This window comes from Pseudoalteromonas sp. 11L1 (assembly GCF_055397545.1).
In genome coordinates this window covers 665,484-687,016 of record NZ_AP041141.1, presented here as the reverse complement: position 1 = coordinate 687,016, position 21,533 = coordinate 665,484, and the positions used below count along the sequence as shown (strand labels likewise).

At 39.9% G+C, this 21,533-nt stretch carries 19 protein-coding genes and 2 tRNA genes; 8 read left to right on the top strand and 13 right to left on the bottom strand.

Annotated elements, in window-relative coordinates:
* Positions 1-51: 51 nt before the first annotated feature.
* Positions 52-1,221 (top strand): PrnB family protein, encoded by a 1,170-nt coding sequence (locus ACZ5WS_RS03195; RefSeq protein WP_290170629.1) that lies wholly within the window; start codon positions 52-54, stop codon positions 1,219-1,221.
* Between the two features lies 1 nt (position 1,222).
* Positions 1,223-2,347: an aminotransferase class V-fold PLP-dependent enzyme gene (locus ACZ5WS_RS03190; RefSeq protein WP_464710610.1), complete on the top strand. Its 1,125-nt coding sequence runs from the start codon at positions 1,223-1,225 to the stop codon at positions 2,345-2,347.
* On the opposite strand, the gene ACZ5WS_RS03185 is transcribed toward ACZ5WS_RS03190, so the two are convergent.
* The 5 genes from ACZ5WS_RS03185 to ACZ5WS_RS03165 all read right to left on the bottom strand — a co-directional run bounded on the left by ACZ5WS_RS03185 (position 2,331) and on the right by ACZ5WS_RS03165 (position 5,332).
* Positions 2,331-2,819: an RNA-binding protein gene (locus tag ACZ5WS_RS03185; protein ID WP_464710609.1), complete on the bottom strand. Its 489-nt coding sequence runs from the start codon at positions 2,817-2,819 to the stop codon at positions 2,331-2,333. The genes ACZ5WS_RS03190 and ACZ5WS_RS03185 overlap by 17 nt on opposite strands.
* 356 nt (positions 2,820-3,175) lie before the next feature.
* A tRNA-Ser gene (locus ACZ5WS_RS03180) sits at positions 3,176-3,268 on the bottom strand.
* Between the two features lie 54 nt (positions 3,269-3,322).
* A tRNA-Ser gene (locus ACZ5WS_RS03175) sits at positions 3,323-3,413 on the bottom strand.
* 222 nt (positions 3,414-3,635) lie between these two features.
* Positions 3,636-3,776 carry a hypothetical protein gene (locus ACZ5WS_RS03170; protein ID WP_010392563.1) on the bottom strand — a complete coding sequence of 47 codons (141 nt, stop codon included), beginning with the start codon at positions 3,774-3,776 and terminating at the stop codon, positions 3,636-3,638.
* A 761-nt stretch (positions 3,777-4,537) separates the two neighbouring features.
* Positions 4,538-5,332, bottom strand: a complete 795-nt coding sequence (locus tag ACZ5WS_RS03165; protein WP_464710607.1) for a YggN family protein — start codon at positions 5,330-5,332, stop codon at positions 4,538-4,540.
* A gap of 387 nt (positions 5,333-5,719) precedes the next feature.
* Here ACZ5WS_RS03165 and ACZ5WS_RS03160 point away from each other — a divergent pair, with 387 nt between their 5' ends.
* Positions 5,720-5,905: a PA3496 family putative envelope integrity protein gene (locus ACZ5WS_RS03160; RefSeq protein WP_008108975.1), complete on the top strand. Its 186-nt coding sequence runs from the start codon at positions 5,720-5,722 to the stop codon at positions 5,903-5,905.
* A 72-nt stretch (positions 5,906-5,977) separates the two neighbouring features.
* Here ACZ5WS_RS03160 and ACZ5WS_RS03155 read toward each other — a convergent pair whose 3' ends face one another.
* The 3 genes from ACZ5WS_RS03155 to ACZ5WS_RS03145 all read right to left on the bottom strand — a co-directional run bounded on the left by ACZ5WS_RS03155 (position 5,978) and on the right by ACZ5WS_RS03145 (position 7,559).
* Positions 5,978-6,469, bottom strand: a complete 492-nt coding sequence (locus ACZ5WS_RS03155) for a glutathione peroxidase (protein ID WP_138605469.1) — start codon at positions 6,467-6,469, stop codon at positions 5,978-5,980.
* An 89-nt stretch (positions 6,470-6,558) separates the two neighbouring features.
* Positions 6,559-6,858 (bottom strand): AzlD domain-containing protein, encoded by a 300-nt coding sequence (locus ACZ5WS_RS03150; protein WP_178954483.1) that lies wholly within the window; start codon positions 6,856-6,858, stop codon positions 6,559-6,561.
* On the bottom strand, positions 6,855-7,559 hold the full coding sequence (locus tag ACZ5WS_RS03145) for an AzlC family ABC transporter permease (protein ID WP_464710604.1): 705 nt from the start codon (positions 7,557-7,559) through the stop codon (positions 6,855-6,857). Before ACZ5WS_RS03145 ends, ACZ5WS_RS03150 begins: the two co-directional genes overlap by 4 nt.
* A gap of 105 nt (positions 7,560-7,664) precedes the next feature.
* Here ACZ5WS_RS03145 and ACZ5WS_RS03140 point away from each other — a divergent pair, with 105 nt between their 5' ends.
* A complete protein-coding gene (locus ACZ5WS_RS03140; RefSeq protein WP_178954487.1) occupies positions 7,665-8,321 on the top strand; it encodes a cytochrome b/b6 domain-containing protein in 657 nt (218 codons plus the stop codon).
* 51 nt (positions 8,322-8,372) lie between these two features.
* Here the strand turns inward: ACZ5WS_RS03140 and ACZ5WS_RS03135 are convergent, their stop codons facing one another.
* The gene (locus tag ACZ5WS_RS03135; RefSeq protein WP_010392576.1) at positions 8,373-8,825 is read right to left on the bottom strand and encodes a c-type cytochrome; all 453 of its coding nucleotides are present in this window, start codon (positions 8,823-8,825) and stop codon (positions 8,373-8,375) included.
* Positions 8,826-9,046: 221 nt separating this feature from the next.
* On the opposite strand from ACZ5WS_RS03135, the gene ACZ5WS_RS03130 reads away from it, so the two are divergent.
* Both ACZ5WS_RS03130 and ACZ5WS_RS03125 read left to right on the top strand, forming a co-directional pair.
* Positions 9,047-11,380, top strand: coding sequence for a S8 family serine peptidase (locus tag ACZ5WS_RS03130; protein ID WP_178954489.1), 2,334 nt, complete (start codon positions 9,047-9,049; stop codon positions 11,378-11,380).
* A gap of 11 nt (positions 11,381-11,391) precedes the next feature.
* Positions 11,392-11,925 (top strand): S8 family serine peptidase, encoded by a 534-nt coding sequence (locus ACZ5WS_RS03125; RefSeq protein ID WP_464710601.1) that lies wholly within the window; start codon positions 11,392-11,394, stop codon positions 11,923-11,925.
* Between the two features lie 58 nt (positions 11,926-11,983).
* Here the strand turns inward: ACZ5WS_RS03125 and ACZ5WS_RS03120 are convergent, their stop codons facing one another.
* Positions 11,984-12,454, bottom strand: a complete 471-nt coding sequence (locus ACZ5WS_RS03120; protein WP_178954493.1) for a DUF2721 domain-containing protein — start codon at positions 12,452-12,454, stop codon at positions 11,984-11,986.
* A gap of 232 nt (positions 12,455-12,686) precedes the next feature.
* Here ACZ5WS_RS03120 and ACZ5WS_RS03115 point away from each other — a divergent pair, with 232 nt between their 5' ends.
* Both ACZ5WS_RS03115 and ACZ5WS_RS03110 read left to right on the top strand, forming a co-directional pair.
* The gene (locus ACZ5WS_RS03115) at positions 12,687-16,151 is read left to right on the top strand and encodes a S8 family serine peptidase (RefSeq protein ID WP_464710599.1); all 3,465 of its coding nucleotides are present in this window, start codon (positions 12,687-12,689) and stop codon (positions 16,149-16,151) included.
* A gap of 128 nt (positions 16,152-16,279) precedes the next feature.
* A complete protein-coding gene (locus ACZ5WS_RS03110; protein ID WP_464710598.1) occupies positions 16,280-18,451 on the top strand; it encodes a S9 family peptidase in 2,172 nt (723 codons plus the stop codon).
* Between the two features lie 41 nt (positions 18,452-18,492).
* Here ACZ5WS_RS03110 and ACZ5WS_RS03105 read toward each other — a convergent pair whose 3' ends face one another.
* The 3 genes from ACZ5WS_RS03105 to ACZ5WS_RS03095 all read right to left on the bottom strand — a co-directional run bounded on the left by ACZ5WS_RS03105 (position 18,493) and on the right by ACZ5WS_RS03095 (position 21,527).
* Positions 18,493-19,980: a sensor histidine kinase gene (locus ACZ5WS_RS03105; protein WP_138605457.1), complete on the bottom strand. Its 1,488-nt coding sequence runs from the start codon at positions 19,978-19,980 to the stop codon at positions 18,493-18,495.
* Between the two features lie 10 nt (positions 19,981-19,990).
* Positions 19,991-20,716 carry a response regulator transcription factor gene (locus ACZ5WS_RS03100; protein WP_198522062.1) on the bottom strand — a complete coding sequence of 242 codons (726 nt, stop codon included), beginning with the start codon at positions 20,714-20,716 and terminating at the stop codon, positions 19,991-19,993.
* An 88-nt stretch (positions 20,717-20,804) separates the two neighbouring features.
* Positions 20,805-21,527 (bottom strand): spondin domain-containing protein, encoded by a 723-nt coding sequence (locus ACZ5WS_RS03095; protein WP_464710596.1) that lies wholly within the window; start codon positions 21,525-21,527, stop codon positions 20,805-20,807.
* Between the last annotated feature and the right edge of the window lie 6 nt (positions 21,528-21,533).

The following is a 21,533-nucleotide window of genomic DNA, read 5'->3' as shown; positions in this document are numbered from 1 at the left end:
ACCTCTGGGATCTTTGCTAGCATTAAAAAATAATAATAACAGGATGTAGTCATGAGTTCTTACACTGCTAAATTTGATAATTGGATTAGGTCTGAGTTTGTTGCTCTAAATTCTCAGTTAGAAGAGTTGTATTGGCAACAAGATGATAAAGCAAATGTTGAAGGGGTTGGGGATAACTTAAAGCAAACCTTGAAAGAGCAAGGTAATGCGTTGATCAGCGATTTATTAGCCGAAGGTAATACCGACGAAGGATTTGATAGCGCATTTGATTTACTTGGTAATGTAGGTTTATTCATGGCGGCTTGCCGTAGACATGAAATTACAGAGCCAAGCAGAGAGAATAGTTCACCGCTGATAGAAGCATCGGCGCTTGCTATGCATATTGGTGCTTCTATTGGAGTAACCCCTCGTTTTGCAACCGCACATTTAACCACCCATAATAAAGCCATTAATGGCACCTATAAACGGTTTACAAATCTTGATGATGAAGCCCTTTTTTTAGATTACAACACCCAAGGTATTTTAGCGTATAAACGTGCGAGTGATGCTTTACTAAAAATATTGCCATTAGGCATTTCACATCCCGTCACTGCTGAACTACTTGAGGTGGTTAAAACGGCACTTATTGATGTAATAGCGTCGAATAATGCCTTGTATACTCAACTTGATACCGAGCGTTTTTTTAATTGTGTACGCCCATACTACAAGCCTTACCGGGTAGGTAAAGAGGTTTACCGTGGTGCAAATGCGGGAGATTTTGCCGGCATTAATGTTATTGATATGCTGTTAGGGCTTTGCAATGCCAATGAGCCGAGTTACTCACAAATGCTGGTGGATAAATTTTTATATATGATGCCAGAGGACCAACAAATATTGCGAGAAGCCATGCGTATGCAAAGCTTTATGGATGACTTCTTAAAAGCCGAGCAATATAAACACACAGAGTGGTTTCAAAAGCACGGCAAATTATTTATACAAGTGTGTAAGTTACATGGTGACACCGCTATCGGTCATCATAATCAGTTGGTTGAGAAGTTTATTGCCCAACCGTCACAGCAAATGCAACAACAGCATATAAGCAAAGTAACTGCCAGTGGACCACCTTTACCGGTACTGCTAGATTCCTTAGCTAAATTAAGGGATAGACGTGCAGCAGCTAAGCGAGACGATATTAATACGCGTTTTGATGACTTAAATACGCTAAAACAGTGGATTAACTAATATGGCTAAAAATGATTTTTGTATGCCAAGGGGCTGCTATTTATTAAGCCACTCTGTTGGTCGTCCTCTAAAAAGCACTTTAGAAAATGCTACTGAGCAGTTTTTTACTCCTTGGAAGGAAAGTGCCAAAGAGCCATGGCAGCAATGGCTACCAGCTATAGAAAATTTTACGGGTGCATTAGGGCGGCTATTTAATGCGCCAAGTGAGCAGTTTTGTCCTCAGGTTAACTTATCTAGTGGTTTAACTAAATTGCTTATGTCGCACCCCGTATTTAATAAACCACAGTGCACGGTATTAATGGCGCAGGCCGACTTTCCAAGTATGGGGTTTGTAATGCAAAAAGCACTCCCTGCATATGCAACAATACGTTTCATCCCCGAGCATGAAGATCTAAGTGATAGGCAGGTATGGCAGCGATATTTAACCTCAGAGATTGATGGAGTTTTTGTTAGTCATGTTTATTCTAATACGGGTGTACAAGCTCCTTTAAACGATATTGTGGCGCTTAGTAAAGTCACGAATACACTCTCAATAATTGATGTGGCGCAATCGGCAGGGGTTATCCCTGTCGATCTAACGGCGCTTAATGCCGATTTTATGATTGGCTCAAGTGTGAAGTGGTTATGCGGGGGGCCAGGTGCGGCCTATTTATGGGTAAATCCAAAGCAAATAACGCAATGTGAACCAAAAGATGTTGGTTGGTTTTCACATCAAAATCCATTCGAGTTTGATATTACGCATTTTCAATATAACGCTAAAACACTTAGGTTTTGGGGCGGTACGCCTTCTATACTCCCTTATGTTATTGCCGCTGATAGCATTGCATATATTGCCCAGTTTGGTGTGGATAAAGTGAGAGCGCATAATTTAGCGTTGTTAACGTTACTTCAGCAGCAGCTGACGGCTTTTTTAGTATCGCCAAACGATAAAGATCAGTGCAGTGGTACCGCTATTTTAGATTTTGCAGAGCATCAACAAACCGTATTAGCGGCATTGGAGGCAGCAAGCATAAGTGTGGATGTGCGCAAACTCGGTATTCGTATTTCACCGCACATATACAATACAGCGTCAGAGATACAAGTGTTTATTGCTACGGTGAAAAAGGTAATTAAGGCTGCTGATTAAGCTGTTGTTTTTTTTGAGTGAGTGCCGCTATTTGTTGTTGTGCTTGTTTTATTTGCGGTTCAAATCTTTGTTTAAGTACCGCAGTTTCTGTAGCAATTGCATCTGCAATCGAATCAGCGCCTAAACGATTTGCTTTATCTTGGGTCATGTAACCGACTTGCTGTTTCTTTTGCGCGTATTCCTGCTGGTATTGCTTTATTTTAAGCTCAAGCTTCACAATATCGCGCTCTATTTGTTGCACCTCAAGGTAGTCATCAACTGAGGTATCGATAACTATGGCGTTTTCAGATTGCAATGCATTGGTTTGCATAATGTTGACGTTTTTAAGCGTGATCACTTTAGCGTCTTTAGCGCAAGGAGTTTGACTGAAAGTCGGCACTCCTTTAATGGTGCATTTAAAAACCGTCACTTCATTTGCCATGCTGACAGTGCAGGCACCTAAAAAACACAGTAGTAATATTAGCTTTGCCATGGTTAAACCTAAGCTGGTTTAAAGTACCATTTATAATGCACTAAGTTGTAACACCATACAATTTGTTTAATTTAATAGCCTAAGTCAAGTATGTCTTCCAAAACGAACAATTCCATAGGTTGTTAAAATTCAGGCACAAAAAAACCACAATTAAGTGGCTTATATTCAGTAATGGTGGAGAGGGAGGGATAGGCTTGCTTACATCCATGTAATCAATCGCTACGCGACGCTTGCAGCGGCCTAAACTATTCCAGACACTTTATCGAACCCAGTCGAGGGCTCTCACCCTCCCAATTAGCAGCAAAGCTTATTTTTGGGCACAAAAAAACCACAATTAAGTGGTTTATATTCAGTAATGGTGGAGAGGGAGGGATTCGAACCCTCGATAGAGCTACAAACTCTATACTCCCTTAGCAGGGGAGCTCCTTCGGCCACTCGGACACCTCTCCGACGCATTATTCTGCGTGTTATTAATCGGGATAAAACCAATTAATAAAAATAAGTGGTGGAGAGATAGGGATTTGAACCCTAGAGGGGCTATAAACCCCTGCCGGTTTTCAAGACCGGTGCATTCGACCACTCTGCCATCTCTCCACATCGTGATGCAGGATAATACTTAGGTGAGTAGTCTGTGTAAATAGCAAAAAGATCGTTTGCTTAAAAAGTGAGCGTAAATGCGGCTTTTTTTATAAATAATGAAGATTTAAGGTGATTTTTAGCTATGAGGTGGCTGGCAGCAAACTGGAGGAGCTAAAGAAGAGTCTTCATTTAGAGGTTGGGTGTTTGCTGCAACAATACAAAATCATGGTTGGGTGATTATTTGTATTGAATTGCACCGCCAAGTGCTAATTTTTTTCCGTAACGATTAAGTTTAGCTAGCATTTTTGCTTTGCGATTAGTTGGCTTAACGGCAACGTGAGTTGTGGCTGTTTGGTTAAGTGTATTAATTGGATTCATTTTATTCGCTCCGTGGTTGTGTCTGTTGAAAACATGTGCATTTTGCACGCAGGGTGGTTAAAAATAAAGCGATAAAAATTGCTGGTGAAGTATTAGTTTTTTTAATCCGAAGCTGGTTTATTAATTTATCGTTCAACTACTGATTTATTATTTTTTGTATAATTATTCATCCTAGCTCATTGCTATGTCGCTTTTATATGGGGTCTTTTCGATTTTTTTGGGTTTGAACTGTTTATAAAAAGAGTTTTTTGAATATTTATTCAGATTAAATTATTTTGTATTGGTTGGGCTTAGTTTTGCTTTATTCAAAGATTTAACATGTTATTTATAGGCGGTTAATTATTTATCAGATAAGAGCAGTAAATAAACGATAAAAAATAGTGTTGCGAAGTTTTTAAATTATAAAAAAAGTGCCTAGGTTACTAGGCACTTTGGAGTTAGTTGCGTTTTCAAGCGCTTCTAACTGGGGAGCGCACCATCTCATGGATATAAATCTAAAAAGATGGGTTTAATTATGTTTGCAATTTGGGCTTACAATCATCAGCTTAGGCGGTATTTTAAGTGATCTAGAGCGAAGCGAAGATTATACTTTGGTTTGTATTTTACTATGAAGCCACAAAACAATGCTGCACAGCAAGAGTAGATCCGCTCAACGGTCTATTATTTGAGTTAAATGGTTTTAAGTAGGATATAAAACGCAAAATGCGGCATAGCTTAAAAGCAAATGCCGCAAAGGGAGATTAATGTGGGGTATTACTCTATTAATGCTGTTTAATAGTAAATAACTCATAGCCCTTAAGTGCAGGAACTTGAGCGGTTAGTTGCGTTTCTTGTTGCGCTATTTCAACAAAGTCATCACATAATGAATTTGCACGCTTTTCAAGTGTTTTGGCATGCAGCTCTACTTTTTCTTCTATTTGTGCGCCCATATTTTCCATGCGCTCTTCAAATGCTTGCATGTTACCGCCTGAACTCATTAACTCAGAGCCCAATGCCACTAAAATGCTGCCCATTGATTCCATTACTGCTGATTCAACTGCTGTTTCTATTTGCTTTTCAAACTGCTGTTCAAAGTTTTCACCAAATTGAGTAAAGCTTTGTTGACCCATTACAAAAGTACCTTGCTGATAAAAGGTGCTTTCGACTTCTTGATGAATATCGTCCATTAAGGTTGAAATATTATCGAGGCCGTCAATATTAAACGCATTGGCAACTTCTTCTAATGCGACACCTGCAATTTTAACCCCTTCAAGGGCAATATTGGCCACTTCAGGTAATTGTACGCGTAAATTGTCTGTGTAGTCGGTCATTGCTTGGCGCTGTGCACTATTTAATACTACTTGCTCGCCATTGATAGACAGCTCACCTTCAGCGGTAAATAGCATGCGCTGATTATTGGCTTTAAAAATTTCTAACTCATTGGGTTTGATGCGTACATCATTCTTAAATTCAACGTTACATTCATCGTTACTAAATGAAATTGAAGAGTCGTTCGTGTTATGAGCCATTGCTACTGGGGTGCACATTATTGCGCTAACTAATAATAATTTTCTCATGTTTATTCTCTGTTTTTTGCTGATGATAATTAACTTATAACAAGTTTGGTGCCAATTATTTTTAATATTTTAAAACAATGACTTGAGATTCTTTGAATGCTCTAAAGTCGAAAGTGTACTCATTGAAAATACTAAAATGTGGTCAAAATAACCAACAATTAAATGCTAATAAATAAAATTTATCGATACGATAAAAAACTCTCACTTTCCACAATTCAAATTTAGCGCTATTTATTCACAATACTGACACAGAGACTATTTAGGATAGCGATGTGGCTTTATTTTGACGTAAATTTTTACAGTGAATTTATGTTGAACATTTTAATTTCACCAATTATCGCGATATAAAAATCCGTAATTGGTCTCAAACACTTTATGGAGTGGGTTGTGGGTAAGACATTTAGTTACGATGCGCTAGATGATGATTTTGTTGAAGACGAATACGAAATGGTCGGGCGTAATCAACACGACAAGAAAAAGCAAAAGGTGAAAAGAAAGTTAGAGGATTACCTTGAGCAAAAACGCTTGCGTAAAAACCTAGGTGAAGATGACTTAAACGATTATATTGATTAGGCTGTCGCTAGTACAAATAAGCGCTGTAGTTGGCAATAAAGAGGCTTTGTGCCTCTTTATAGTTTTTTGGGGTTAAGCCTTAGCTGCGAGTAATGCTTTTTCAATTACTTTTTCTAGTTTTTCAGGTTTAGTAATAGGTGCAAAGCGCTTAATAGGTGTACCATCTGCCGCTACTAAAAACTTAGTGAAGTTCCACTTAATTTTTCGGGTTAAAAACCCCGGTAGTACAGACTTTAAATAACGAAAAACTGAATCTGTATGTTGGCCATTTACATTCACTTTTTCTGCGATTAAAAAACTAACCCCGTAATTTATTAAACAACCTTGCGCTATTTGCTCAGCGTCGCCGGGCTCTTGTTGACCAAATTGGTTACATGGAAAGCCTATAATGACCAAACCTTGGCTTGCATATTTTTCGTGTAATGCTTGCAATGATTGATATTGATAAGTTAATCCACATTCACTTGCGGTATTCACTATTAATACAACTTTACCTTCAAACTCTTTGAAGTCGATTGGCTGGCCTTGCAGACTAGTAGTTTTTAGTTGATGGAATGGGTGCATATAAATACGCTTATTATTTGTTTATTTTGCATAGTCTAACCTTTGTGTGATGATCTACAAAGTCTAAGTCACTTCTAGAGCGCTTGCTGCTAATTTAAAATTAAAAACAGCCCCATTCCGGCCAAGGTCGTTAAGTAAATATTATGGGTTTTGTAAGCAACAATAACAGCAACGATAGCTGCACTGAGATAAGGGTTTTGCCAGTTTAGGTTTATACCTTCGTCATTTATAAATACAATTGGCACCCAAATCGCCGTTAGTACCGCAGGTGCACTAAAGCTTAAAAATTGCTGCATTTTTGGCCCTACTTTAAATGGTAAGGCGCGGTGTAAGAATAAATAGCGAGTAAAAAAAGTAATACATGCCATTAGTAAAATAGTGGTCATCATCTTTTGTCCTCCTTATTTTGCACTAATCGGGTAACAACGTAACCTGCGCTCATTGCTAGAAGCGCAGAGCATACTAACCACAATTCAAAGCCTGTGCTTTTTAATAAAGTGGCACTGATCCCTGCAACAATGACTGTAACTAGAGTAGCTAAGTTTTTTATCCCTGGAACTACTAAGGCAATAAAAGTCGCTGCAATTGCAAAATCGAGTCCTAGATTGGTGAGGTCTGGGAGCATAGTACCGGCTACAATGCCAATCAGGGTCCAAATATTCCACGCAATATAAAAGCTAAAACCTGCGCTCAATGCATAAATTAAACGGATTTTAGTACGATAGGCGCGCGGGTGGTGCGAAAAAGCAAATAGTTCATCGGTTAATACAAAGCTGACAGGCAGGCGCCAACGCATGGGCTGCTCAATTACTTTGTGACGAACCGCCAAGCCATATAAAAAGTGGCGAGAGCTAATAATAAACGTGGTAAAAAGAATGGTTAGTAGAGGGGTGTTACCAGCAATGAGCTCTATTGCAACCAGCTGTGCCGAGCCCGCAAATACCAGTAGTGACATGGCTTGAGTTTCAAAGGGAGTAAAGCCGTTTTGTATTGCCAACGAGCCACATAAGATACCCCAAGGAATAACCGCTAAACACAGCGGTAGCATATCTAAAAAGCCTTTTAATACTGGTTTTTTAATTGACTGCATGTGTTTGACTCTGTGCATAGGTGGAAAGACTCATCGGGATACCTTAATATTGAGAAGCTAAAATAGTTAGCGTTTTAGATGATACTTTTTTTTAGGGAAGGTGCAATGTTTAAGGTAAAAGTGTGGGATGGCTTTGTAAGAAGCTTTCATTGGTTATTAGTATTGAGTATTGCTGCGCTTTATTTTAGTGCAGAAGAGGGCATGATCGAACTTCATTTTGTGGTTGGCTTTTTTACTTTAGCGCTTATTTCAACACGAATTATATGGGGCCTATTTGGCAGTAAAACAGCAAAAATATCGGTATTACTGCACTCTCCTAAATCGGTGCTTGCTTCTTTTGCTGGCAAAAAAACAAATGAGGTGGGCCATTCTGCACCTGGTAGCTATATGGTGTTATTATTTTTTATTCTGATCATAGCGCAGCTAGTAAGCGGTTTAATGAGCAGTGATGGTATTTTAACAGATGGCCCGTTAGCGCAGTATGTATCGAGTGATACGATTGATTTGGCCAATTGGCTGCACCATATTAATTTTGATATTTTATTTTATGCGATTATTTTGCATGTTGTGGCTATTATTGCTTACAAAATTAAAGGCAAGCCTCTGGTCAAAGCAATGATCACCGGTAATAAAGCACTAGCAACAAAAAGCTCAGAGCCAGAGACAAAGTCACCATGGGTTGCATGGGTTATATTTTTGGTACTACTGGTTTTATTAATGAGTACCTGGGGAAGTGAGCATTTAAGTTATTTGCTTAGTTAAAAAAAGTGGCGCTAATACAGCGCCATTTTTGTTCTTAATACACCGTATATATTAGTCTTTGAATTGCTTATGACAATCTTTACAGCCTTTAGCCCATGCACCAAACGCTTTACCAATAACAGCTTTGTCACCGGTTTGAGCTGCTACAGCAAGTTCATCAGCATATTGTTGAAATGCTGTCGCTTTTTTCATAAAAGTATCGTTTTCAGACCATACCGCAGGAAGTGCTGATGTATCACCCTTATCAGTACCTGCGTAAAAAGCTTCCCAAGGCATTTTAGACAATGCCGCTGCGTTATTTGCACGCTGCTTAAATTGCTCTGCATCAAAAGGAATTTTACCCTTGAGCATGGCACCCATATCGCCTATTTGAACTGAAATCATAGAGAACGCAGCTTGGCGATACTCAATCGCATCACTCGGCTCTTTGAATGCAGAATTTGCAGATACGCTAAATGCGCATGTAGATAGTAACGCCCCGATAAATACTTGCTTCAATTTCACTTTACTCTACTCCTTTGACGGTTATTTGATTATCTTTGTATCTTAGCTCAGGCTTTAGTTCAAGGGAATGCATAGATTATTACTTTGATATAAATTGACGGACCTTGGAAATAATCAGTTTTAACTCGTCTTTTTTGTGAATGTTTGTAAATACCTTGTTGTTGTTGGTGATGGGGTTGTGTACATTCGGTTATCATAAAAATAACCAATTAAGAGCATTTATGAAAAATAATATTTTTAAGTTGTCAGCGTTGTCTGCTGCAATAGTAATTTCGCTATCAGGGTGTGGTGGAAGCGATAATGATAATAACAATAAAGCCCCAGTTGTTACTGATGTAGCACCAAAAGCGAGTGATGTTGCTGTAAGCGATCAAAAACAATGGATCCCAGTAACTGCCGAATTTAATGCAAGTGACCTTGATGGTGATACATTATCATTCAGCTTTACTGAAAACGGTGAAGCTGTTGTTGCTGAAGACGGCGTGTTCATGTTTAGCCACGGTGCATTAACAGTCGATGGTACATCATTTACTTACGTGCCAGTCACAACTGAAGACGCAGTAATCGATTACACGGTGACAGCTAACGGTAAAACAGCATCTGCACAAATTATGGTTTCAGGTACTATTGGTGACCCACTAGCAAATCAACAATGGCACTTGAATAATACAGGCCAAAAAGCTTACGCCTTAAGCGATGAGATGAAACAAGGCCTTATTGATTTATATGTTAATCAACGTGGTTTTACTGAAGAAGAGGCACAAGCACGTTTTGATGAAGACTTCGCTAAGTCAGAAGCTGAAGAGCTTGTTGTTGGTGAAGACATGAACGTAGCAGCTGCTTATGCGCAAGGTGTTACAGGTGCGGGCATGACTGCTGTTGTTGTTGACTCAGGTATGGAAATTCGCCACGAAGATTTAATTGATAACGTATTGCCTAACCGCTCTTTAAACCTGGACGCAGAAACATTAGACCGTACTGACCCTACAAGCACATCTAACAGCGGTGACCATGGTACTAGTGTTGCAGGCTTAATTGCAGCAAAAGGTTGGAATGGTAAAGGCGGTCGTGGTGTTGCACCTGATACAGGCCTAATTGGTATGAACTACCTTGGTGGTGAGAAAGTAGCGCAAACTGATCTACTTGTACATGGTTTCCCTGGAAGTGGTATTAGCACGTCTGAAAGCATTTCGGCGTTTAACCGTAGTTACGGTATTACATTCCCGACATTTATTGCTTATTCAGAGCTTGATGAAACAATAGAGTCTTACCCAAATCTTTACCTTCGTGATGGTAAAGGTGCACTAAACATGAAATCGAGCGGTAACTCTTTTGTTGGTGATGAGAGCGAAGGTTCATTATGTGAAGATAACGGTGCTAACGAGTTAGGGTTAACTTGTTATAATGGTGCATTTGAACCTAGCCAAGGTCATCCTTATTACTTAAGTGTCGCAGCTGTAAATGCAAATGGTAAGCACACTAGCTACTCAACTGCAGGTGCTAACTTAATGGTTTCAGCGCCAGCGGGTGAATATGGTCGTTGGGCTCCAGCAATGGTTACAACTGATCAAATGACTTGTATTAATGGTTATTCAGGCTTCAATGGCCGTTCTATCACCGCTTGGGCTGCAGCCTATGGTGAAGAGTTTGCTGCAAGCCAATACCCATTTAATTACCCAGGGCATGAAGATAACGCAAGTTGTAACTACACATCTACATTTAATGGTACATCGTCTGCTGCGCCAAATGCATCAGGTGTGGTATCGTTAATTCTTTCAGCCAACCCTGAACTAACTTGGCGTGATGTGCGCCATATACTAGCATCAACCAGTACTTTAATTGATGCAGATAACGCAGCTGTTAATTTAACTGTAGGTGAAGGTGAGTTTGTTGCTCATGACGGTTGGGTTGAAAATGCTGCCGGTTATAGCTTTAATAACTTATATGGCTTTGGTCGAGTTGATGCTGGTGCAGCTGTTGCAATGGCTAAATCTTACGAAGCTTCATTAGGCGAGCAAGTAATCACGAATTGGAAAGGTTTTGGTTCAGTTGTTGCTGAGGATGCACTAGCACTTGAAATCCCAGATAACAACGCATCGGGTTTAACACAAGAAATCGAAGTGACTGAAGAGCTGAATATTGAAGCAATGCAGTTTAAGTTTGATGTTAGCAACTCTGAGATGGTCTTAGATTTAAGCGATGGTACACAAACATCTGCTGGTAACGATTTAGCGATTGAAGTTACATCACCAGCGGGTACCCGTAGTGTGTTATTGTCATCTAAACAAGCACTGTTTTACCCAGCATACAGCTTCACTAATGGCTGGAGCATTGGCTATGTATTAAAAGACGCAGTTATGCTTTCAAATGCTTTTTACGGCGAGTCTACTAAAGGTACTTGGAAAATCCGCTTACTAGATACAAGTGCAGATAGCTTTGCATTGAGTGACGGTGGCGATAACGGTTTAAGTGCAATTGGGATAAGCAATAATAGCTCAGCGAGTGTTCTTGAAGGTGTATCTCTTCGCGCATTCGGTCACGCAGGTCAAGAGTAAGGATTATAAAAATGAAATTTAATAAATTAATCGTATTAAGTGCTGCCGCGTGTATCTCATTAAGCGCAACAGCTAACACTAGCTTTGATAAAGAACTTGAGTTACCTAAAAAGCAGGTTGCTAGCTTAAAGTTTGATAAAGCCGACTTTGGTTCTTATAAAGTAGAGAAAGGCTTACGTTTAGTGCCGTCTAGTGTTGCAGCAGAAGAGCATGTAGTGATGAAGAAGGGCGATATGTCAGTTGTTAATGTTGCTACTGACTCAGAATTAGTTACTAAAGGCTCTTTAGTTCGCAATATTCTGACTAATAACTTAAGCACATTATCAGGAAACATTACTATTCTGTTAAAAGACGGTAAAACTGCAAGCGATGTTGCATCAGCAACGGGCTTAAAGGTAGTATCTGTTTTCCCAGGCACTAAGATTGCGGTTATGGCTGTAAATGATGGACAAGATATTTTAGCGGCTTCAGAGCAGCTTAAAGCATCTGGTTTTTCAAAAGAGGCTAGAATTGAAGTGTTAGAAACTATCTACACTGTGCAATAATTTATTTTAAATCAATAATAAAAAGCCCCGTGTAACTAAAGTTACACGGGGCTTTTTATTAATCATTCATATCAATATCGGCAAATATCATCCCTCGGCGCATACTACGCGTTGCCAAGAATACCTCGCCAAGTAATGACATAAATGCACATATTAGCAATGCCATTGCACCAACAAAACAACTACCAATAGTGACGCCTAAATTAATCGATTGTATGTGTGATAAAAATAACAGCATGACCACGGCACATACTAATAATGCACTTAGTACGCTGAGGCTAAAAGCAATGTGAATACAGCGGGAACGTTTTAGGAGTGCTCTTAATTCTGTGGTTAAAGATAAGTTAAATTCCTCATCAGTACTAACTTTTAATTTTCGTTCTAATTGTCTGGCCCTGTCTGTAATGCGTGCCAAGCGATTAGATAAAACCCCGAGTGTTGCTGCAATACCTGTAATTAAAAAAACAGGGGCAACGGCTGTTTGAATGACTTTAGCCATAGTTAAAATATTAATTACATCATTGTTCATTTTTTTCTCAGTGTTTACATTTTTGTTTACATTTTTTTACAAAGTTAGTTGCTTCTTTTTGGTGTTTTAAATCAGTTGTTTACGCTATTTTTGTAAGGTGTTCTGTTTTTTATGTAATTTTAATGTAGCAATGCTGTTGCTCATACAAAGGTTGGCGTTTTATATTCGGTTACATAGCCAAAGAATTAAATATAGCAAATACAATAATACATAACCTATCTTAGGGGAAACAATGTCTAACAATATAATTAAAAGAACAGCAATCGCGACAGCTGTATCAAGTGCACTTGTGGCAACGATTGCTAATGCTGCGACTTTACCTAACGCTACAATGACCAATAAATACGCAGAGCAAATTAAGGAAATAGCTGCTGATAAAAAAGCACCTTCTGCACATATGATCGTTCTTAAGGCAAAAACGTCTGTCGATGCAGTTGCTGCTGGGACTTACCAATCATCTTCTAATCGAGAAATAACGGCGCAGATTGAGCAGCTTCAAGATATGATGACTGTTGAGTTAAATAGCTTAGATTTTAATGCAAAAGTAATTGGTAAAACTAAAATTTTAGCGCCAACCTTAATTGTTCAAGCAACCCCAGAAGCGTTAGCTCAAATTTCAAAAGATGATCGCGTTGCTAAAGTTTTACCAATGTTCGATCGAGAATTACATGTTGCTGCGAGCTCTGAATATATCAATGCTAAACCACTTATTACTGATGGTATTGCAAGTGGTAAAGGCCAACGTGTTGCAGTGCTTGATACAGGTATTGACTATACGCATGAGGCGTTTGGTGGTGAAGGTACAGTTGAGGCTTACCTAGCTGCACAGGCTGATCCAACTTCAGTTGCATGGCCTCAAGGTATCGTGCAAGGTGGTTACGATTTTATTCGTGATGATGCAGATCCTATTGAAAATGACGCGGCTAACTCTCCATCAACGGGTGATCCAACAAATCACGGTACATCATCTGCAAACTCAGTAAACGGTATTGCACCTGATGTTGAGTTATATGCATATTCTGTATGTGGTGGTGGTTGTCCAAGTGCAGCACAAGCAGCAGCATTAGAAGCGGCAATGGATCCTAACGGAGATGGTGATATTTCAGACCGTGTTGATGTAATGAACATGTCTCTTGGAGGTGAGTTTGGTGACACTTACACTGGTGGTGGTACACAATACTTAGTTCAACGTGCAGTTGAATTAGGCGTAAATATGGTCATTTCTGCTGGTAACGATGGCGACAACCCGTTCCGTATTGGTGGTCCAAGTACTACACCTAATGCACTATCTGTTGGTGCTATGACTCACCCAACAACTGAAGTTGGTATTGCAACAGGTACTGTTGCAGGTGTTGAAGGTAATATCCAGCCATCAAGTTTTGGTCCGCAAGAAGCGTTTACAATTTCAGGTGCCGATATTGAACTAGTTTATCCTGATACAAACGCAGATGGTTGTACTGAATTTGCTGCAGATGTTGATTTTACAGGCAAAGCAGTATTAATCGACCGTGGCGCATGTGCATTTACTCAGAAAGTATTGAATGCGCAAGCTAAAGGTGCTGAGTTTGTAATGATTGCAAACAACAACGATGATGGTACTCCTGCACCTATGGGTGGCTTTGATGCTGCAGTTACAATAAAAAATGTAGGGGTTAACTTTGCTGCAGGCGCAGCATTAAAAGCTCAGTTAGCTGCTGGCGGTCCTGCGACGTTTGATATCAGCATTGAATTGAAAACAACAGCGGGTGCGGTTGCTACATTCTCATCGCGTGGTCCTTCGATGGATGGCTTATTAAAACCAGAAATTACAGCGCCAGGCACAAGCATTGATGTAGCAGCATCAGGTACTCAAACGGGGACTAATCCTGTGTCGGGTACGTCATTCTCAGGTCCAATTACAGCCGGTGCGGTTGCTATGATCCGTGAAGCACATCCAGAGCGCAATGCGTTTGAGATTAAAGCAACAATAATGAATGCTGCGAACTTAAATGTAACCAATGAACCTCTTGATATAAATCCTGACTCAGAGCTTGCACCAATTAGTATGATAGGTGCTGGTTTGGTTGACGTTACTAAGGCGGTTAATCTACCAGTTGCGGCATGGGTGCATGACGGAAGGTTTGATACTAAACAAGCTGCGCTTTCTTATGGTTTAGTGAGCCTTGCAGAAACAGGCTCTATCACTAAAACGGTAACCGTTAAGAACTTCTCTGCAGATGCAAAAACTTATAATCTTCGCACAGAAGCGCGTTATCAAAGTGATATTGATACTAACGCAGTTAGTTGGGATTTCCCTGAGTCTGTAACAGTTCCTGCAGGTCAAGCGATTAACTTTGATATTACAATGACGGTTGACCCAACTAAATTACCTGTATGGGAATTAGAAAACCCATTCAGTGCAGATGACATTGCAGCAAGAAGTGCAGCATTAACATCAATCGAATTTGATGGTGCGTTAGTATTCGATGACGCATCTACAGATAGCGATCATGATTTACACCTTGTTTATCATGCAATGCCAAAGGCGGCGACTGAATTAAGTTACTCACCTGAAGTTGTTAATAATGAAATGGCATTAGTTATTGAAAACACAGGTCAAACAGAAATTACGCCTCAAGCTGAAAGTGTAATTGCAGTGGGAACAGAAAAAACAATTGAAGAGGCTGAGTTTAATATCCTGTCTACTACTTTCTCTGCGTTTAATTCAGAAGCGTGTGATTCAGGTGTATTTATAACTTCTTCCATTCAATTGCGAGATCCATTAACACATGTATTCCAAGCTGGGTACAGAGTTGAAATCGACACAGATAATAACGGTGTCTCAGATCAGTATATGCAAAACTATAACGATCGTGGTCGTCAGACTGCATTCCCTGGTCGTAGTCGTACTCTAATTGGTACAACTGATGGTGCGGGTAATGATACGTTGGCATGGGCTACTCCGCTTTACCATGCGGCAGGTGAAGATACAATTACCTTCTCTGGCTGTTCTGAGTTGATGAATATTGATGCAGCAATGATTGGCGAGCCAATGAACTTTAAGGTATCAGTGGGCTACCCTAGCTATCAAACAGGTGTTTACTTTGAAACTGATAGTGTAACAGGTTCAACGGTATTTGGTGTACAACCTCAGGTACAGATTACTTCACTTGAAACGGGCGAAGCCGTTTCTTCAATTATGCCAGGAGAGAAAGCGGTTGTTTCTGCAAGTGGTCCGTTTGCACTATCGCAAGGTTCAGGCACTAACCTTATTAAAGTTATGGCAGCTGAAGACCTAGAATTACCAGACGTTGAAGCACCAAAACTGGTTGGTGGTGAGTTTAGTGTTTCAGAAGATGCAGCGGATGGAACCGTAGTAGGTGCGCTTACTATTGAAGAGTCAGAGTTAGATTTGGCCATTTCAGAGTATTACGTACAATCAAATACAAATATTGGTCTTGCTGTTGATGCAGATGGACAAATTGTGGTTGCAGATACAACTTTATTAGCAGGTGATACATCTGCAGAAATGGAAGTTGTTGCTATTGATGTTCGTGGTAATGTATCTGAACCTGTAATGGTAGCGGTTAGCATTACAGCGCAAGTAGCACCTGTTGTTACTCCAGAGCCAGCGAAGAAAAGCTCTTCAGGTTCACTAGCCTGGCTAACATTACTAGTTGCACCGTTTGCATTTATGCGTCGTCGTAAGCAAAAGTAATGTACTAACTTAAATGTTTATAAAAGGGAGCTTCGGCTCCCTTTTTACATAGCTTCACAAACTAAATTTCTGTGCTATTAAATATTAGGTATATTTAACAAAAATAAAAACTACAGAGATTCTAATCAATGAAACACACTCCATTTGTTATTACTTTTATATCCTTAGCTATTTTAGGGGGGTGTAATAAAGCCCCTGACGCTGAGCAATCAGCAAAGGTTGAAAATGTAGCTGCTCAAACCGAAGTCATGCCGCCGATTGCGAAGAAAGTGCCATATGAAATGACAATCCATGGCGATACTCGCATCGATGATTATTACTGGATGCGTGATGATGAGCGTAAAGCTCCTAAGGTGATTAGTTATCTTGAGGCTGAAAATGCTTACACAGATGCAATGCTTGCGCACACTAAAACACTGCAAAGTAGTTTATTTGAAGAGCTTAAAGGGCGAATTCAAAAAGATGATGACTCTGTTCCAGTAAAAGACGGAGAGCACTATTACTCATCGCAAACTCGCGGCGATAACGAGTACGCTACTTACTTACGCAGTAGTGATTTTGCAGGCACCGATCAAGAAGTTATTTTAGACGTAAATGAATTAGCTAAAGGCCATGACTATTTTGCGGTTAGTGGCCTAAATGTAAGCCCAAATGATAACTTAATGGCGTATGGTGAAGATACGGTGAGTCGCCGTGTTTACAATATAAAAATTAAAGATTTAAACACGGGCAAATTACTAGAAGACACGCTTGAAGGCACTAGTGGTTATGTTGTGTGGGCGAACGACAATAAAACTGTTTATTACATTAAAAAAGATGCGCAAACCTTACTCGGTTATCAAGTTTATCGTCATACGCTTGGTACATCACAAAGCGATGATGAGCTTGTATACGAAGAAAAAGATACGAGCTATTACACAGGTATGAGCAAGAGCAAAGACGGCTCAGAAATTTATATTTGGCATAGCAGTACTGATGCATCGGGTTTATCAGTACTGAGTGCAAACGATGTAAATGCTAAGCCAAAGCGTTTAATTGAACGTGAAGCCAACCTTGAATACAGCATTTCAAAATTAGGTAATACTTATTACATTGTGACTAATTTAAATGCGGTTAACTTTCAGCTTATGAAAGTTGATATTGATAAAGCCGGTGATAAAGCAAATTGGCAAAGTGTGATCCCTGCTCGCGAGGATATTAAACTCGAAGACGTTGAGTTATTTGATGACTACTTGGTATATCAACAACGTGAAATGGGTCAATCAACACTGATTGCGCGTAATTTAACATCAGGCAAAGAGTTACCACTAAGCTTTAACGACAGTGCGTACACGATTAATGCGTACGGTAATAACGAATTAAACAGCGATACGCTACGTGTGTATTACACCAGTATGACGACACCGGGTTCATCTTATGATGTCAATTTGGCCACTGGCGAAAAAACATTATTAAAGCAACAAGCGGTATTAGGTGACTTTAACGCAGAAAACTACGCGTCTGAGCGTATTTTTGTCACAGCACGCGATGGCGTAAAAGTACCGGTGAGTTTGGTGTATCGAAAAGAGCTATTTAAAAAAGATGGCACTAACCCATTATTGCAATACGGCTATGGTTCGTATGGTGCAACAATGGATCCTAGTTTTTCTTCTGCACGATTAACGTTGCTTGACCGTGGTTTTGTATTTGCAATTACCCACGTACGTGGTTCGCAAATGTTAGGGCGCCCGTGGTACGAAGCGGGTAAATTACTCACTAAAAAGAACACGTTTAACGACTTTGTAGATGTTACTAAGTCATTGGTAGCTCAAGGGTATGGCGATAAAGAGCAAATTTTTGCCCAAGGTGGCAGTGCTGGTGGTTTATTAATGGGCGCAGTGGCAAACCAAGCGCCTGAGCTATATAAAGGTATGGTGGCTGCGGTTCCATTTGTTGATGTGGTTACTACTATGCTTGATGAGACTATTCCGCTTACAACTAACGAGTATGGTGAGTGGGGTAACCCTAACGAGAAAGAATATTACGATTATATGTTGTCGTATTCACCATACGATCAAGTTAGTAAACAAGACTACCCTAATATGTTAGTAACAACAGGTTTGCACGACTCACAGGTTCAATATTTTGAGCCAGCAAAGTGGGTTGCAAAACTGCGTGACTACAAAACAGATGATAATAAACTACTATTTAAAATAGACATGGAAGCCGGCCATGGCGGTGCGTCTGGTCGTTTTAAACGCTTAGAAGATGCCGCGTTAAATTATGCATTTATGCTTGATTTAGCCGGTATAAAAAAATAGCCACACCCAAATTCAACTAAGTAATGAGCCAAGGCGTAACGTTAAGTTACGCCTTTTTTTTGTGGCAAATTAAAGCTAAAAATAGTGCCTTTGCCTATCTCACTTTGAACATTTATTTCACTGTCCATAAGCTTTAATAGTCCACGACAAATAGCAAGCCCTAACCCACCTTGTTGACGGCCCGCTTTATTAGAATTACTAGCTTGGTAGTGGGGATCAAAAATAGCTTGTAACTCATCATGTTTAATACCAACTCCGGTATCCGAAACTTGCACAAATAATTGATAGTGGTTACTTCGTCTTACGCTAACCTCAATACTGCCACCAAGGGGAGTATGCCTAATTGCATTATCGATTAAGTTACTTAAAACGCGCTCAAGTTTGGCTATGTCGGCGATGACAGGGAAGTCACAAATTTCTGGCTCAACCGATAAATTAATGCCTTTTTGTTGCGCAACAATACTAAACTTAGCAATACAATCGTAAATTAGCTCTCCTAGGTTAAATGTTTCTTTATTAATGTTTATTTGGCCATTTTCTAAGTGAGCAAGTTCAAAAATTTGCTCTATAAGTTGCTTTAGCTGTCCACAGTTATTTAATGAGACTTGCAAGTATTCTTGCTGTTCTTGTTTACTTAGTTTGTCACCTGACTGATTTAACACTTCTAAAAAACCTTGTAGAGAGGCTAGTGGTGTTCGCAGATCATGGGAGAGGTGAGTAAGCAGCTCTTTACGTTGTTTATCACCTTGCTCAAGTGCTTTAAATTGCTCGTTTATACGCGTTATCATCGCTTGAATACTTCGACCTAGGCTGTGGACTTCGTTGCTTTTTTGATTTGAATAGTGACTTAGTTTTGTATCGGTTAGGCTATAGTTAGCAGCCTCAATATTGCTCACATCTTTTGCAAGACGTTGAATAGGGCTTGTGAAAAATCGCAGTAAAATAAGCATCGCAATAAATAAAAAAACGAGTGTTGAGCCAAGCCACATAGCAGCCACTAATAACGAGTCGTTACTTTTTATATTATTGAGTGAGGTGTCGTATGCCTCACCACCAATAATTATATATAAATACCCTTGTAATGCATTGTTGTTAAATACAGGCGCCACAGAAAATATTTTTTGTTGCTGTGGGTCTCGTGGGTTATCACCATAAATAGGTGTTGTGTTTGGGTGGGCAATCAGCTTTTTTAGCGGCTCTAAATTAACGTGTGAGCGCTTTACTTTTCCGGGTTCTGCGGAGTAAGTCAATATTTTTCCGCGCTGGTCTACAAAGTAAAATTCAAAGGCAGGGCCTAACAGCATTAGAGTATGAAACAGGTTTTCAAGGGCTTCGTAATCGTATACGCCTTCTTTTATTAATGGATTGTCTTGTACTAAATGTTCAGCCAGTGCTAAATGTAAGTTTTGTTCGCCATGGTGTTTGGAGTTGAGTTCTAATTGTTTACTCCAGCTATAAACTAGCGCACAAATAAAACAAAAAATAACGGCTAACGACACTGCTAATTTTTGGTACAAAGAAAGTTTCATAATAAAAATCTTAATTAAGTTGGTTTGGGTTGAGTTTGTATCCCACACCCCAAACGGTTTCTATAATGGGAGTTGGTTGATGTAATTCGAGCTTTGCGCGCAAGCGGTTAATATGCGAATTAACCGTATGTTCGTAGCCGCTGTGTTGGTACCCCCATACTTTATCGAGCAGTTGTTGGCGGCTAAAGACATGATTTGGGTGACGTGCAAAGTACACAAGCAAATCAAATTCGGTGGCGGTTAGGTTAATTGCCTGTTCGGCTAAGTACACTTGGTGAGAGTCAAATTCAATGTGTAACGAGCCAACATGAAGCGTTGTTTCGCCCTTAATCGTATTCTGGTTAGTATTTTGGCTGGTGAGCAATTGTGCTCTGTGTCGCAGTTGGGTTTTTACTCTGGCTTGTAGTTCACGTGCAAAAAAGGGTTTACAAATATAATCGTCGGCGCCCATTTCTAGGCCAATAACTCTGTCCATATCGCTACTTAGTGCTGTTAGTAAAATCACTGAGATAGTTGGATAGTGTTCTTTTATTTTACGACATAAACTCAATCCATCCATTTGCGGAAGGTTTATATCCAGTAAAATAAGCCCGTAAGATTGTTTGGCTATTTTTTTCAAAGCCAGTTCAGCACTTACAACATGATCCACATGTAAATTTAGCGATGTAAGCTGTGTGGTAATTAATTTACCAATTTCTCTGTCGTCTTCAACTATGAGTAACTTTTCATGGCGCATCATTTATCCTCGTAAAAAAGGGGGGCTTCCGTGCTCCCCAACTTCCCCATTAAAAGCTGGTATATCGAGGTTGATATTGATAAACGAATTACTGAGTGCGGGTAATAACCACTTTTGCTAATGGGTTATCAAATTTATGTTCAGGGCTAAGCACTGAGCCAGACAAACCATCTTCATTTGTAACTACACCTAGGTGTCTTGCTACAAAATTAACATCATCACGGGCTTCATTAAAACCTTCTCCGCCATCAGCAGGACCGGGTATCGTACCAGCTGCTTCTGTATTTGCTTCAGTACCTGCATCATAAGCAACGGTAGTGCGAGTTAAAGAGTCGCCGACGGCTAATGAAGATACATCTAAAGCACTAAGACCGGTAAACCCATCATTTGTATTCACCATCATAGTGGCAAGCGACAACTTAAGTGCCTCAAGTGAGTCTGTGGTTAATGTAATCGTGGTATTAGCACCAGGTCCAACAGGACCTTCGCTTGATGCGTTGGCTATAGCGTTTTCTAATGCAAGCAGTTGGCTGTTATCGCCTCCTTCAGCTATTGCTTCTAATGCAATTGAGGCCGCATTGCCAATTTGCCAAAGAGTGCCTTCAGTATGTGCAATAACAGCAATAGGCGATAGTGGCTGCCCCGCGGTTAAATTGCTGACGGTAACATCAAATGTATAGCTTACAGGCTCAGGAGTTGGCGGTGTGACAACCTGAACAGGTTCGTTTCTGTCGTTATCGCCGCAGGCTGCAAGTGAGGCTGCAAGTGCAACAACCACGATGCTTTTTTTAAAGTTATTTAAAGATGCCATGATAAC

Excerpts from the sequence above, each read along its gene's own strand:
- ACZ5WS_RS03110 (WP_464710598.1), top strand. The coding sequence starts at position 16,280 with ATGAAACACACTCCATTTGTTATTACTTTTATATCCTTAGCTATTTTA.
- ACZ5WS_RS03165 (WP_464710607.1), bottom strand. The coding sequence starts at position 5,332 with ATGAGAAAATTATTATTAGTTAGCGCAATAATGTGCACCCCAGTAGCA.
- ACZ5WS_RS03155 (WP_138605469.1), bottom strand. The coding sequence starts at position 6,469 with ATGCACCCATTCCATCAACTAAAAACTACTAGTCTGCAAGGCCAGCCA.
- ACZ5WS_RS03095 (WP_464710596.1), bottom strand. The coding sequence starts at position 21,527 with ATGGCATCTTTAAATAACTTTAAAAAAAGCATCGTGGTTGTTGCACTT.
- ACZ5WS_RS03170 (WP_010392563.1), bottom strand. The coding sequence starts at position 3,776 with ATGAATCCAATTAATACACTTAACCAAACAGCCACAACTCACGTTGCC.
- ACZ5WS_RS03120 (WP_178954493.1), bottom strand. The coding sequence starts at position 12,454 with ATGAACAATGATGTAATTAATATTTTAACTATGGCTAAAGTCATTCAA.
- ACZ5WS_RS03140 (WP_178954487.1), top strand. The coding sequence starts at position 7,665 with ATGTTTAAGGTAAAAGTGTGGGATGGCTTTGTAAGAAGCTTTCATTGG.
- ACZ5WS_RS03115 (WP_464710599.1), top strand. The coding sequence starts at position 12,687 with ATGTCTAACAATATAATTAAAAGAACAGCAATCGCGACAGCTGTATCA.
- ACZ5WS_RS03150 (WP_178954483.1), bottom strand. The coding sequence starts at position 6,858 with ATGATGACCACTATTTTACTAATGGCATGTATTACTTTTTTTACTCGC.
- ACZ5WS_RS03195 (WP_290170629.1), top strand. The coding sequence starts at position 52 with ATGAGTTCTTACACTGCTAAATTTGATAATTGGATTAGGTCTGAGTTT.
- ACZ5WS_RS03100 (WP_198522062.1), bottom strand. The coding sequence starts at position 20,716 with ATGCGCCATGAAAAGTTACTCATAGTTGAAGACGACAGAGAAATTGGT.
- ACZ5WS_RS03190 (WP_464710610.1), top strand. The coding sequence starts at position 1,223 with ATGGCTAAAAATGATTTTTGTATGCCAAGGGGCTGCTATTTATTAAGC.
- ACZ5WS_RS03185 (WP_464710609.1), bottom strand. The coding sequence starts at position 2,819 with ATGGCAAAGCTAATATTACTACTGTGTTTTTTAGGTGCCTGCACTGTC.
- ACZ5WS_RS03145 (WP_464710604.1), bottom strand. The coding sequence starts at position 7,559 with ATGCAGTCAATTAAAAAACCAGTATTAAAAGGCTTTTTAGATATGCTA.
- ACZ5WS_RS03105 (WP_138605457.1), bottom strand. The coding sequence starts at position 19,980 with ATGAAACTTTCTTTGTACCAAAAATTAGCAGTGTCGTTAGCCGTTATT.
- ACZ5WS_RS03125 (WP_464710601.1), top strand. The coding sequence starts at position 11,392 with ATGAAATTTAATAAATTAATCGTATTAAGTGCTGCCGCGTGTATCTCA.
- ACZ5WS_RS03130 (WP_178954489.1), top strand. The coding sequence starts at position 9,047 with ATGAAAAATAATATTTTTAAGTTGTCAGCGTTGTCTGCTGCAATAGTA.